Below are 15,022 nucleotides of genomic sequence, written 5' to 3' on the forward strand. Positions count from 1 at the left end.
ATGAATGCAATTGCTAACCCAAATTCCAATCGTTTTTTGTCGCTTGATATGTTCAGGGGACTAACGATTTGTTTAATGATTGTAGTCAATACGCCAGGAACGGGAGCTCATTTCTATGACTATTTGACTCATGCTGAATGGTTCGGGTTCACCTTAGCCGATTTAGTGTTTCCATCCTTCCTTTTTGCCATGGGAAATGCTATGAGTTTTTCGATGGGAAAAATGAAAGAAACTGCGGCAAATGTATTTTGGAAAAAAGTCATCAAACGCAGTATTATCATTTTTCTATTGGGTTATTTGATGTATTGGTTTCCTTTTTTCAGACAAGGAATGGATGGCGCTTGGGAATTAAAACCCTTTGCTGAAACACGCATAATGGGGGTTTTACAACGCATTGCTTTGTGTTATTTTGTTGCCGCAATTATCTTTTATTATTTATCAGAGAAAGCAGCAATAATTATCTCAGTAATACTGTTGGTAGGATATTGGGGAATATTGTATTTATTTGGTCCATCAGGAGCCGAATTAGAAATGGCTACAAATGCCGTGACTCGTCTGGACTTATTTGTTTTAGGAGAAGGCCATATCTACAAACGTGATAGTATTCCATTTGATCCCGAAGGAATTTTAAGCACCTTGCCATCCATTGTCAATGTTATAGGCGGTTTTATCGCGGGAACATTTATTCAAAGAATTGGAAAATCATTTGAAGGAATAGCCAAAATACTGATTGTTGGTTTTCTTCTGATGGCTTTAGCACGTTGGTGGGATTTGGTTTTGCCTATTTCTAAAAAATTGTGGACTGGTTCTTTTGTGCTGTACACCGTTGGAATTGATTTATCCATCATGGCTATTCTAATTTATTTCATCGAATTGAAACAAAAGCATTTTGGAGTAGAATTTACCACCGTTTTTGGTAAAAATCCTTTGTTTATTTATTTGTTTTCTGAATTGTTTTTTATCACCTTACGTCTCATTCCGGTAAATCAAGAGATGGATGCTTTTGAATGGGTGAGTGAACGTATTTTTCAAAGAATATTTCCAGGAAGTTTTGGTGCATTGGTTACCGCAATTGTATTCATGATGGTTTGCTGGTCTTTAGGTTGGTGGTTGAATAAAAAGAGAATCTATATTAAGATATAAATAATGAAATGCTATGGTTTTTAAACCATATAAGCCATATTAGTTATGTCTCTTATTGTTTAGTTTTGAAAATAAGATCATATAAGTATTGAAAATTAAATGAATGATGTGTTTTTTTAGATTAATTGGCTCCAGCTTTAGTTGGAGATATAAAATAGGTTGATTTTATGGCTTCAGCCAAATTGCATCCTTTTGGCTAAAGCCAATTCTGTAATGAATTCTTTTCTCCAGCTGAAGCTGGAGGCAATTAAAAAATAAAATTATGTTCAAAAATAAGTTTACTACCATTTTTCTAGTTTTGATTGTTCTTTTTGCCAATGAAATAAAGGCTCAAAACAGCGATTTTGCTATTGTTTCAGGAAATCAAAAAGCAAGTATTTTAGTCGAAGACAAAGAACCAAAAGTGGTTCATATTGCTGCTAAAATCTTGGCTGATGATGTATTTAATGTTAGTAATCAACGATTGTCCATTGCCAAAAATAGTTCAGGAATAGTAATTATGGCTGGAACTATTGGACAAAGCAAGTGGTTAGATGTCTTAGTTTCGAAACAAAAAATTACTGTTGCTGATCTAAAAGGAAAATGGGAAACTTATAAAATTCAAGTAGTCGAAAATCCAACAGCAGCCATAAAAAAAGCATTGGTTATTGTAGGTTCTGACCGAAGAGCTACGGCTTATGGTTTGCTGGAAATTTCCAGAATGATGGGAGTTTCTCCTTGGGAATGGTGGGCAGACGTTACCCCTGACAAAAAAAATAATCTGGTTTTAAATGTGGAAACGAAAACCTATGGTTCACCATCAGTGAAATACAGAGGGATTTTTCTAAACGATGAAGATTGGGGTTTGCAACCTTGGGCAGCTAAAACTTTCGAACCAGAAACAGGAGATATTGGTCCAAAAACCTATGCTAAAGTTTTTGAATTGTTGTTGCGTTTGAGAGCCAATACCATTTGGCCAGCGATGCACAAAAGCACCAAAGCTTTTTATTCTTTTCCAAAAAACAAACAAGTTGCCGATGATTATGCTATTGTGGTAGGAACTTCGCATGCAGAACCGATGTTGAGTAATATTAATGCCGAATGGAATCACAAAACCATGGGGGAATACCGTTATGATACCAACTCAGGAGTAATCAAAGATTTTTTCAGGAAAAGAGCTAAGGAAACCGCTGCTTTCGAAAATATTTACACGGTAGGAATGCGTGGCGAACACGACTCACCGATGATTGTTGGCGAAGACGATTCAGATTCCCAAGTTAAATTATTGGAACAGGTAATTACGGATCAAAGAGCGATTTTGAAAAAAGCGATGGCAAAGGATGCTGCTACAATTCCACAGGCCTTTATTCCTTACAAAGAAGTGTTAGATTATTACCAAAAAGGATTGCAATTACCAGAAGATGTACAGCTAGTTTGGACGGATGATAATTATGGTTACATCCGCCAATTGAGTAATTTAAAAGAGCAAAAACGCTCTGGTGGTGCAGGAATTTATTATCACACTTCGTATTGGGGTCGTCCACATGATTATTTGTGGTTGAACTCGACAAATCCCGTTTTAATGTGGGAAGAAATGGAAAAAGCGTATGAATTTCAATCTCGCGATTTATGGATTTTGAACTGCGGCGATATCAAACCACATGAATACAATATCGAATTGTTTCTGGATATGGCTTGGGATATGAATCCTTTTACTAAAAGCCAAAGCGTGAAAACACACATGCAAAACTGGGCTTCGAGAGAATTTGGAACTCAGAATTCTAATTCAATAACAGAATTGTTTTTCGAATATTATCGTTTGGCTTTCCAGCGTCGTCCTGAGTTTATGGCATGGAATCAGGTGGAACCAGAATCCAAATCAAAACCAACGGCACTGACCCAAATTCATTATGGTGATGAGGTTTCGAAAAGAATTGATGAATATCAAAATCTGATGAATACTGCCGAAAAATTGCAAAAAGAGATTCCTGCGAATCGTCAAAATGCTTTTTACGAATTGGTCACCTATCCAGTTGTTGGCGCAGCGAGTTTAAATCATAAATGGTTGTATTCGTATAAAAATAAATTTGTTGCCGAACAGGGAAGAGGAAGTGCTGCTTTTTTTGCTGCCAAATCGGAGGAAGCTTACAAGCGAATTCAGAAAGAAACTAATTATTTCAATAACGAATTGGTTAACGGAAAATGGAAACATATCATGAGTATGTCACCCCGTTATTTACCTGTTTTTGGAGAAACAACAGCCACAACTGCGGTTGCTGGAACAAAACCCGAATTGAAATTGGCTTTGGAAAGCTATGAAATGGAAGTCAACCATAAAACGGAGAATTCCTATGCCGATGTTTTGCCTGTTTTTAATGCTTACATAGACAATCAGTATTATATTGATGTTTTCATGAAGGGCACTGGCGAAATCTCTTGGCAAGCAAAACCGAAAGCAGATTGGATTAAAATTTCAGAAAGACAAGGAGTTTTAGATAACAATAAAAACAGTCAACAACGTATTTGGGTAAGTATTGACTGGAGTAAAGTTCCAAAAGGAGGAAATAAAAAAGAAGCACCATTAGGGCATGATTATCAGTTGATTCCGCCAAGTTATAAAGTCAACTCAGCAATCGATTTTGTGAGTAAAGACACTTTGATTACTATTGGAGTTTCGGCTTTTAATCCAAAGTTTGAGGAGTTAGAAAATTACAAAGGTTTTGTGGAGGACAAAGGATATGTATCGATTTATGCAGCAAATTTTTCGAACAAAAAAGAAGGCGCAGCAGCCCAATGGGAAATTTTTGAAGGAATTGGATATGCCGGGAAAGTAAGTGTGGCTTTGCCTAGAACGGCTAATTCTGAAGTGAATTTAAAAACAATAAAAGACAATAGTCCCGTAATGGAATATGATTTTTATAGTTTTAATTTTGGTCAGGCCAACGTAAAAGTGCAAGCCATTCCAACACATGCTTTTTACGAAGGAAAAGGAGTGCGGTGTGCCATAGCCATTGATGATGCAGAACCTGTTATTTTAGACTTTCAAACTTTTGGGAGAAGTGACGAATGGTTACAAAATGTGTTGAAAAATGCAGCTGTAAAATCGGCGTCACAAATTATCAATAAAGCAGGAAAGCATAAATTGAGAATTTGGATGGTAGATCCAGGGGTAATGATTGATCGCGTTTTAATTGATTTAGGAGGTTGGAAAGATTCTTATGCTTTTCCACCAGAATCAAGATTAAATAATTAATACTATAAATACGTAATTTATGATACTTAAGAGAAATTTTTTTAGTGTGTTTTTTTTATTTATTTTTTCTTTTTCAGCTTTTAGTCAGCGAATAGTGCCAGAATCGGTTGGTCCAATCCCAACAGAGAACCAGCTAAGTTGGCAGGAAATGGAGTATTATGCTTTTGTTCATTTATCCGTAAATACCTATACTGATATGTCTTGGGGGTTTGGTAATGAAGATCCACAAATTTTTAATCCTACAGAGTTGGATTGTAGGCAGTGGGCTCGTATTGCTAAAGAATCAGGTATGAAAGGGATTATACTTACCGCTAAACATCATAGTGGTTTTTGTTTATGGCCATCAAAATACACAGAGTATTCTGTAAAAAATTCTCCATGGAAAAATGGAAAAGGGGATATTGTACAAGAAATGGCCGACGCTTGTAAAGAATATGGCTTAAAATTAGGAATCTACTTATCTCCTTGGGATAGAAATCATCCGGATTACGGAAAACCAGAATACATTACTTATTTCCGAAATCAATTAACAGAGTTATTGACTAATTATGGAGATGTTTTTGAGGTTTGGTTTGATGGAGCCAATGGAGGCGATGGCTATTATGGTGGAGCCAATGAAACGCGAAAAATAAATAGGGAGACATATTATGATTGGGCTAATACCTATAAAATGGTTCGTGATTTACAGCCTAAAATTATGATTTGGAATGATAACGGTGATAGAGCCGATCTTCGTTGGGTAGGGACGGAAGCAGGTTATGTGGGGAAAACCAATTGGAGTTTGTTGAATGCAACAGGAAAAGTAACCGAAGATATGTTGCGTCATGGATTAGAAAATGGTGATTCATGGGTTCCTGGAGAAGTGAATACTTCTATTCGACCAGAATGGTTTTATCATAAAAGAGAAGATACAAAGGTGAAAACATTACCTGAACTTATGACTATCTATTATAATTCAATAGGTCGTAACGGTACTTTATTGCTTAATTTTCCTATTATGCCTAATGGATTGATTCATGAAAAAGATGAAAAAGCAGCATTAGAATTTGCACAGGAAGTAAAGAGAGTATTTGCTTCAAATCTTGTAAAGGGAGCTAAGGTTGAGGCTTCAAATGTAAGAGCGAACCATTCTAGTTTTAGTGCAGAAAATGTTTTGGATGCTGATAAAAACACCTATTGGGCAACTGATGAACAAATAAAATCAGGATCGTTGATTATTTCTTTTGATAAACCAACTGTTTTTAATCGTTTTCTAATTCAGGAATATATTAAATTGGGACAGAGAGTTAAAACGTTTAAAATTGAAGCTTATGTTAATCAGGAATGGAAGGAATTAGCAAATGAAACTACTATTGGGTACAAACGTATCCTTTGTTTTCCAACAGTAGAAGCAACAAAAATTCGTCTTACAATTTTGGATGCTAAAAGTTGTCCTTTAATTTCAAATATCGAAGTTTATAATGCACCTCAAATATTAACTCCTCCAAAAATCGTACGCAAACAATCAGGAAACATAGAGATTATTGCTTCCGATTTAGAATCCGAAATTTATTATACTTTAGATGGCAGTACACCTACTCTGAATTCTAGTAAGTATGTATCTGAAGTTAAAACTGCTGCGACGAAAATAGAAGTAAAAGCCATGGCTTATAATCCGGCTACAGCTAAAACCAGTGCCATTGCCGAAGAAAAATTTGACATAGCAAAAAAGAATTGGAAGATATTAGGAGTTGAAGACAAGGAAGCATACCAAATTATGGATGGCGACTCAAATTCGGTTTGGCATCAAAATAAAGAAATGCCGATAGATTTAGTTTTAGATCTTGGTAAAAAAGAAAATTTAGTTGGATTTAGGTATTTACCAGATCAAAATTTACGTTTTAAAGGAATTATTACTAATTATGAATTTTATGTATCAACGGATAATAAAGTTTGGAAATTAATTAACGCCGGCGAGTTTTCAAATATTAATAACAATCCTTTATGGCAAACAAAGTCTTTTAAAACAGTGAAGGCTAGATATATTAAGCTTAAAGCTTTGAAAAATACTAAAAATGATAATTATGCTGGGTATTCTGAGATTGACGTTATTACAGATTAAGTAGGATGTGTTTTAGGTTTTAACATGATAAAACTAATGTTGTTGTAGAGCTTGTTTGTTTTTTAATAAATTTCTTTTTCCCCTCTCTATAGGCTTGGAATTTTTAAAAAGTTTTCAAATGGTACACTCGTTAGGTTTTTTTTTGGAAATAAAATTTAAACAGGCTCTTTTTAATAAAATAATTAACAAAAGACTATGCCTAAAAGTAAATAAATACACTAGGTGCAGTTAGATTAAATACAATAAAAATGAAAAATAAAATTTTGAGTTTTCCTCTTTTATTCCTCTTAATTTTTATGTTTACGGACTGTAAAAATGACTCATCTGTAAAAAAAATAAATAAAGATTATGATGAAGCAGTTTTATCTCTTGATGGAAATTGGGAATTTGCTATAGATTCTACTAAATTAGGTTATAAAAAGGATTGGGTAAATGGTATTCCATCCAAATCTTCACGCACTGTAAAAGTACCACACACCTGGAATATTGAAGACAAAACTGAAGATTACTTTGGATTGGCATGGTACCAAAAGGAAATTAAATTACCTTCAGGTTGGAAGGGTAAAAATATTAGAATAAAATTTGAGGCGGTTTATCACGATGCTGTTGTCTATGTCAATGGTAAAAAAGTGGGTGAGAACAGTAATGCAGGTTACACTCCTTTTACGCTTGATATTACAAAATTTGTTTCTTATGAAAAATCAAATATTATTGTAGTGTCAGTAAATAATGAATTTTCAAAAAATAATTTACCCTATGAAAAGTCTTTTGATTGGGGTAACGATGGAGGCATTATACGATCTGTTTCTATTAAAGCAACTGGAAAGCCATCTTTCAAATATGTTCATGTTACCCCGAAAATAGAATTAAAAGATAGTACAGGAATTATCAAAGTTGTTGTTAAATTATGGGAAAAGAATGTCAATGAAGTCCAAGTGGATTTTAATATTAAAGACCAAAAAACAGCTGTAATTCTTAAAACAGTTAGTAAAAAATTAAAAGTAATCAATGGAGAATGTTCAACTAGTATTTATTTAGGAAAAATAAAACCTTGGCATTTTGATTCTCCTAATCTTTATGAACTTGAAAGTGAAATTAAAACCGATCTAGGAATTACAGACAAGCAGTTTTCTGTTTTTGGGTTTAAAAAAGTTGAAATTGTTGGTGATCAATTTTTTTTAAATGGAGAGTCAATTAGACTACCTGGTATAGAATATATGCCGGGAAGTAATCCAAAATATGGTATAGTTGAGCCAAAACGTTATATGGATTCGATTGTTCGATCAATGAAAGATTTAAATATATGTATTACACGTTTTCACTGGCAACAAGATGATTATATGCTAAGTTTAATGGATAAATATGGTATTTTAGTTCAAGAAGAATTGCCTTGGTGGCAAAATCCAAAAAGATTAACGCCTCAACTTGTCCTAACAGCACATAAACAGCTTAGTGACATGATTGATGCACATTATAATCATCCAAGTGTTTTTTCTTGGGGAATAAGCAATGAGATAAATGGAGATACTGATAAAAAAACATACATTGCACTCCGAAATTTTGTAAAAAACAAGGATTCAATGAGATTTGTTACTATAGTTTCAAATCGAATTTGGGAAAAACAAAAAGAAGACGAAACATTACTTGGTGATATTCCTACTTGGAATGAATATATAGGTACATGGCATGGAAAAGATAGAAATGAATTACCTAATAAATTTGATATTGTAAAAAGTGCAATTGGTAAACGACCATTATTAATAACTGAAAATGGTCTGTGTGAACCTGCAAATTCAGGTGGAGATACTCGTAGAATAGACGATATGCTTTTTCATATAAAAGAATGGAGTAGTCAACCCTATGTTATGGGTTATATTTATTTTTGTTTAAACGATTATAGAACCCAAATGGGAGAAGAAGGTTTTGGGAAATTTAAAATTAGAAGGCATGGGATTACAGATGTTGCTCTAAATCCTAAACCATCTTATTATGTTTTAAAACAATTAGCCTCTCCTGTAGATATTACAAAAGTGGAGAGAGTAAACAATTCAACAGCAAAAATAGAAATAAAAGTAAAAAATACTATTCCTTCGTACACATTAAGGGGATATAAATTGCAATATAAAAATAATGCAAATAAGTTGTTTGAAATAAAATTACCTATTTTAAAAGCTGGGGATACTTTTGCAATTAATTTAAAAGAAATAAATGCTCGGTTTGCTTTTCAAATTGTAAGACCAGATGGATTTTTAGTGATAAAATATTAAATATAATCCGTTGGTTGTAATTAATTTGGCGATAATTTTATTGCGTTCGAGTGGTTCTTTTTAGCGATGAGACCGTGTAGAGAACAAGAAAAAGTTCAATAAAAACGGTTATCGAATTTTTTTGTTCCGTTTTACTGTACAAAAGCACAAACGAATTTACGTTTAAATAATTTCAATCAACGGTTTAAATAAAAAATTAATGTACAGAATAATATTTGTGATTTTTCTTCTTTTTAATTCATGTATAGGACTGAAAAAGAAACCATTTAAAAACACTCCAATTGCATTCTTATCTGATGTTCATTTGTTAGATATTTATGGCACGTTTTCCGATTCGGATTATACAGGAATACCCAATCCTTATGATGGGAAACATACTTTGGTTCGAACGATGAAATCCCAATTGCAGTCTACGAGATTGTTCAATGAAAATTATTTTGCTTTTATCGCTGCTTTGGATGATGTGGTAAAACGAAATATAAAAACAGTGCTTTTGCCGGGAGATTTTAGTGATGACGGACAGCCAATAAACATTAGAGGATTAAAAAAAATTTTGAATGAATATTCGAATAAATATGGGATTCATTTTATCATTACAACTGGAAATCACGACGTGGCAAAACCTTTTTTGACTGACGCTGGAAAAACGGATTTTTTAGGTGAAGGAGGAAAAAACCAAGTGATTATGAGCAAAACAGGAATGTATGTTGCTAAAAGTACTGATGAACTTCCTGCGGTAATTACAAAAGATATCGGGACAATGGGGTATGCCGAAGTTTTAGAAGAACTTGGCGATTTTGGTTTTTTTCCAAAGAAAACGGATTTGTATTGGGAGACTCCATTTGCTTCATACGATCCAGATAATTATACTTTCGAAAAAGCATTGGAGCAATCCATCATCGAAAAAAGAACGTATGCCATTCCACCGTACAATTCGTATATTCCCGATTTGAGTTATTTGGTCGAATTAGAAAACAATGTTTGGTTTTTAGCCATTGATGGTAATGTATATTTTTCAAAGGAAACTGTCAAAGAAAATCCAAATAATCCAGCTAATTACAGCAGCCCAAACATTGGTTATAACCAAGTTTTAACGCATAAAAAACATTTAACTGCTTGGGCTTCAAAAGTGGCACGGGAAGCTAAGAAAAGGGGGAAAACGTTAATTGCTTTCAGTCATTATCCAATGGTTGAATTTAATGATGACGCTTCGGAGATGATGAAAAAATTATTTGGAGAAGACAAAATGCAGTTGCATCGAGTGCCTACTGAAGAAGTATCACAAATTTTTGCAGAAGCTGGAGTGCAGCTTCATTTTGCAGGACACATGCACATTAATGATACTGGAATTAGGAAATATAAAAATGGAAAAGCATTGTTCAATATTCAAATCCCATCATTGGCAGCCTATATTCCTGGGTATAAAATCCTGACAATTAAAAATAAAAATAAGATGTTAATAGAAACCGTAGTCCTTGATTCGGTTGCTGGATTTAAAACATTGTTTCCTTTGTACGAACAAGAATATGCGTATTTAGAAAGTAGTAAAGATTCGAAAATATGGAATAAAGCTATCTTGGGATCTAAAAGTTATCATGAATTTACCAATTGGCATCTGAAAGAATTAGTTCGAACCCGGTTTCTAGAAAAAGACTGGCCTACAGCTTTTAAATCCTTTATGCTAAAAGCAACAGCAATGGATTTATTCGCTTTTGCCAAAGTATCTCCTTTAAAAATAGAGAAATATAAAGATAAAAACTGGACGGGTTTTGACATGATTTTTGATTATCATCGCATGCATTCTGCTGATGAATTGGCTTTTAAAGACATTGGCAAAGACCGGATAGATCAGTACAATGTTATTATAACTTCTTATACAGATTATTATAAAAAAAAGGCAAATCCTACTACAGCGGAGACTTCCTTTTATCGATTTTGTTCCATTTTTAAAAGTTTTCTAAATGGTGCTCCATCCGATAAATTTATTATAAATTTGAAAAGAAATACCATCCACTAAAATTTGTCCAAAACAAACTATTCTATGAAACTTAAATTATTTATAGTTTTCATTCTATTTACTTACCTGCCTGTTTTGGGACAGAACATAAAATTCGAACATTATAATGAGAATAATGGTCTATCCTATAATTCGGTGAGGCATATTGTTCAGGATAAGAATGGTTTTATTTGGCTGGGAACTTTTTTTGGACTGAATCGTTTTGACGGATATCAGTTTAAATCCTACGTGAGTTCAGAATTTGGAAAAAACAAACTCTTCAATGATGATATTACTGCATTAGAACTGGATGAGGATTCTCATAATTTGTGGATAGGAACTAGAAAAGGTCTTACGGTCTATAAAATGGACACGAATGTTTTTAGTACTTTTTTTAATAAAAAAAACAATCCTAACAGTTTACCTGAAGACGAAATACGTTCGGTACATGTAGATAAATTTAAAAGAGTTTGGGTTGGTACCATGAGTGAAGGACTTTCAGTTTATTATCCCAATACACAACGTTTTTCAAGGGTTTACATTAAAGGATTTGATTATATAAAGCATATTTTTGAGGATAGAAAAGGTAATATTTGGATAGGAAGTTTTGGTAAGGGATCAGTAGCCAAAATTAGTTTAGGATCCAATGGGGAAATATTAAAAACTATTACTTATACCTTATCAATTCCTAATTCGAATCAAAAAAATCCGTATATTAATTTTATATATGAAGATAATAAGTCTGATATTTTTGTCGGTACAAGAGAAGGACTCTACAAGTTAAACAAGTTAAAAAACACTTTTGAAAATCTCTATATTGAAGATGCTGTTTTAAGAAATAAATTAGGACCCTATTTTATTTCAATTGCTCGCGCCCCCGATGGAAAATATTGGTTAGGTACTTTGGGAGGACTTTTGGTTTGTAATCGATTAGAAGATATTGGAACTGGAAATTTTCAAAGGTATTTTTCTAAACTTACGGATGAAAATTCACTAGTGGGTAATATTGTAAATTCTTTGTATTTTGATAATTCGGGTGTTTTATGGGTAGGTACCGAAGATGGCCTGGATAAGTACAATCCTTATGGTAATCAATTTAAGATTAATAAAGATATTTCATTGTATAATGACAATCAAAAACCTAATATAAGAGGTTTTGCCAAGACATACAACGGCAATGTGATTGTTGCATCCAGGTACAATGGACTTTTTATTTCTAAAGAAAAATCATTTGTCCCTTTGTATAATGGTAAAAATGATATTGCCAGTATTTATTCAAATGATGGTAAGTTGTTTTATTGCGGTTTGTGGAACGGTAAGGTTTTAGTTTATAATTACATTACTAATAGCTCCAAAATAGTTGATGTTGGTGTAAGGAATTCTCCGATACTTTCTTTTTTAATAACAGATGAAAATGTATTGGTAGTAGGCTCTTTTGGTGAAGGTGCTATTTTGTTAGATTCAAAAACACTAGAAATTAAAGTTCCTAAAGGTGTTTTATTGCCTGATTTTCAAATAAATAAAATAAAAAAAGATCGATTTAATAATTTATGGTTCGCAACTGAAACAGGTGTTGTGAAATACAATTTAAAAACCAAGTTAGTTCAGGTTTATTTAAAAGGTGATAAAGAAGAACTTGGTTTACCTGCGAATCACGTAAGTGATATTTTGATTGATACCAGTGGAGATATTTGGGTAGCCACCGTAAAAGGATTAGGTATTTATGATGTCAAGAAAAATAATTTTATTCCCATTTCAGGTCCAAAAGAACTTCAAGGAAAATGGATTACTGACTTAGAGATGGATAAAAATGGCTATTTATGGTTAAATATTAATAATAATAGTGTTGCCAGATACAAGAGAAAATCAAAAAAAATAAATGTATACTATGTTGATAGTGGCAATAGATTGGATGTATTTAGTTCAAAAGGGTTCTATAGTTTAAATAATGCTACTATTTATTTAGGAGGAAAAAATGGGATTATTTATTTTTCGACAGATAATATAAAAGAAAACAAAATAGCACCTCCCCCTATTGTAACCGAGTTTAAAGTTCAAAACGAAGAAGTTTTTCCCGGAGTAGAAATTAATGGACAAATTCCATTTACTAAAGATATTAATACAGATAAAAAAATTGAACTCAATTACAACAATCGAAATTTTTCAGTACAGTTTTCTACCCCTTCTTATACTAACGAAAGGCTGAATAAATTTGAATACATGCTAGAAGGATTTGATAAAGATTGGATTACCACCAATAGCGATTCCAGAACCATTCAGTATACCAACTTGAATCCAGCAGAGTATGTTTTTAAAATTCGTGCGCAAAACAGTGACGGAATTTGGAGTACACCTACAGCATATACCATTACAATTTTATCACCTTTTTGGACGAATACTAAGATTTTTCTTTTACTTTTTATGATACTTTCGGTTTCTTCCTATTATATTAGAAAAGAAATTAAATCCCGAATTAAATTACGACAAGCGCTGTTGTTAGAAAGAGTTAAAAGAGACAGTGATGAGCGTTTGTCTAACGAAAAATTAGAATTTTTTACGAATATTTCGCATGAATTAAGAACGCCTTTAACCTTAATATTAGGTCCTGCTAAACAATTATTAGAGCAAAATGAAGCTGTCGGGAATGATAAGACAAAGCTGTATTTGATTTATCAAAATGCCAGTAGGTTGTTGTTATTAGTAAATCAAATTTTAGATTTTAGAAAAGCACAATCAGGTGAATTAAAACTAAAAGTATCAAAAATAGAAATAGTAGCTAATACTCAAACGGTATTTGATTCCTTCTCACAATTGGCGCAGGAAAAAGATATTAATTTTCATTTTAATTGCGAAAATGAAAGCCTTGAAGGCTGGATTGATATGGACAAATACCATAAGATACTATATAATTTACTCTCAAATGCTTTAAAATTCACAAACAATTATGGTAATGTTGATTTGTATATAGGTACAAAAGAAGATAATGGTATTAAAAAATTAATTGTTGAAGTAAGTGATGATGGAGTAGGGATTCCTATAGAAAGTCAAGAAAAAATATTTTCTAGATTTTATCAAGTTAAGAGCAGTAAAAAAAACAATACAGGTTCAGGAATAGGTTTGTCTTTAGTAGTTTCCTTGGTTGAAATTCACCGAGGCGATTTAAAATTAAAAAGTATCCCCTCAAAAGGAAGTGTTTTTACGCTGGAATTGCCTATTTCGAAAAACAGCTATAAAAAATCGGAGGTTTTTGACATTGAATACAAAGAGCCCGAGATGAGGTACACTGCAATGGATAAAACAAAAAAAGGAAACCAAAGCTCAGAACTTAAACAGAATATCTTAGTTATTGAAGACAACGCCGAACTTCGTTTTTTTATAGCCGATTATTTATCGGACTATTATAAAGTCTATCAAGCTGAAAATGGTGATGAAGGATTGAATCTTTGTAGAAAAATTAAACCAGCACTTTGTGTTGTTGATGCGATGATGCCAGTTATGGGAGGTTTTCAATTCGTCAAAGCCTTAAAGAGTGATGAAAATATTAGTCACACCGCACTCATTATGTTGACGGCTTTATCTGAAAACGAAAACAAAATTAAAGGCTACAATTTAGGAGTAGACGAGTACATGGTAAAACCGTTTGATCCTTCTTTATTAAAAACTCGAATTGATAATATCATAAAAACCCGAATTGAATTAAAACAGAAATTTTCTGGGGAAATTGAAACCGATGTAACCACATTAACGCATTCTCAATTAGACATAGACTTTATTTCGAATATTACTGATTTAATAGAAAAAAACATCAGCGATACGGAGCTTACCGCTAATTTTTTATGTAATGAATTAGGAATGAGTTCGTCTAAATTGTATCGAAAAATCAAACAATTAACTGATTTGTCTCCCAATGAGTTCATTAGAACGGTTCGACTAAAAAAAGCAGCACAATTATTAAAATTAAAGACATTCAATGTGTCTGAAGTGGCGGACCAAGTAGGATTTAATGATCCTTTATATTTTAGCAGGTGTTTTAAAAAGCAATTTGGCTATTCTCCAAGTCGATTGATTAAGTAATTTTTTTTAAGATTTTGTGCTTTAAATGACATGCTTTTAAATGTTTTTTAGAGAGGTGCATTTTTAACAGATATTCCAAGGCAAATACACCATTCCAGAAATAAAAAAAGGAGTCACGATGCTGTCTGCCGGCAGGCAGGTTAGACCGAGTAACACAAATTTGGATGTCATAAATATTCCACAAATCAGCCAAAAATTGGTGTAATTTA

6 protein-coding genes are annotated in these 15,022 nt (G+C 32.8%); all 6 read left to right on the forward strand.

Going from position 1 to position 15,022, the window contains the following annotated elements; genetic code table 11:
- The 6 genes from AAGV28_RS13220 to AAGV28_RS13245 all read left to right on the forward strand — a co-directional run bounded on the left by AAGV28_RS13220 (position 1) and on the right by AAGV28_RS13245 (position 14,813).
- Entirely contained in the window at positions 1–1,143 is a 1,143-nt protein-coding gene (locus AAGV28_RS13220) for an acyltransferase family protein (RefSeq protein WP_373407226.1), read from the forward strand.
- Between the two features lie 262 nt (positions 1,144–1,405).
- Positions 1,406–4,375, forward strand: a complete 2,970-nt coding sequence (locus AAGV28_RS13225) for a glycosyl hydrolase 115 family protein (protein ID WP_373407227.1) — start codon at positions 1,406–1,408, stop codon at positions 4,373–4,375.
- 19 nt (positions 4,376–4,394) lie between these two features.
- Positions 4,395–6,476 carry an alpha-L-fucosidase gene (locus tag AAGV28_RS13230; RefSeq protein ID WP_373407228.1) on the forward strand — a complete coding sequence of 694 codons (2,082 nt, stop codon included), beginning with the start codon at positions 4,395–4,397 and terminating at the stop codon, positions 6,474–6,476.
- A gap of 248 nt (positions 6,477–6,724) precedes the next feature.
- A complete protein-coding gene (locus AAGV28_RS13235; protein WP_373407229.1) occupies positions 6,725–8,743 on the forward strand; it encodes a glycoside hydrolase family 2 protein in 2,019 nt (672 codons plus the stop codon).
- Positions 8,744–8,942: 199 nt separating this feature from the next.
- On the forward strand, positions 8,943–10,760 hold the full coding sequence (locus AAGV28_RS13240) for a metallophosphoesterase family protein (protein WP_373407230.1): 1,818 nt from the start codon (positions 8,943–8,945) through the stop codon (positions 10,758–10,760).
- A 24-nt stretch (positions 10,761–10,784) separates the two neighbouring features.
- Complete coding sequence (locus tag AAGV28_RS13245) at positions 10,785–14,813, forward strand: hybrid sensor histidine kinase/response regulator transcription factor (RefSeq protein ID WP_373407231.1); 4,029 nt, start codon at positions 10,785–10,787, stop codon at positions 14,811–14,813.
- The last annotated feature ends 209 nt before the right edge of the window (positions 14,814–15,022 follow it).

The sequence above is a fragment of the Flavobacterium zubiriense genome (assembly GCF_041729725.1).
Lineage (GTDB): Bacteria > Bacteroidota > Bacteroidia > Flavobacteriales > Flavobacteriaceae > Flavobacterium > Flavobacterium zubiriense.

Bases quoted from the DNA above. Each gene is read 5' to 3' on its own strand.
- AAGV28_RS13220 (WP_373407226.1), top strand. From the start codon at position 1: ATGAATGCAATTGCTAACCCAAATTCCAATCGTTTTTTGTCGCTTGAT.
- AAGV28_RS13225 (WP_373407227.1), top strand. From the start codon at position 1,406: ATGTTCAAAAATAAGTTTACTACCATTTTTCTAGTTTTGATTGTTCTT.
- AAGV28_RS13230 (WP_373407228.1), top strand. From the start codon at position 4,395: ATGATACTTAAGAGAAATTTTTTTAGTGTGTTTTTTTTATTTATTTTT.
- AAGV28_RS13235 (WP_373407229.1), top strand. From the start codon at position 6,725: ATGAAAAATAAAATTTTGAGTTTTCCTCTTTTATTCCTCTTAATTTTT.
- AAGV28_RS13240 (WP_373407230.1), top strand. From the start codon at position 8,943: ATGTACAGAATAATATTTGTGATTTTTCTTCTTTTTAATTCATGTATA.
- AAGV28_RS13245 (WP_373407231.1), top strand. From the start codon at position 10,785: ATGAAACTTAAATTATTTATAGTTTTCATTCTATTTACTTACCTGCCT.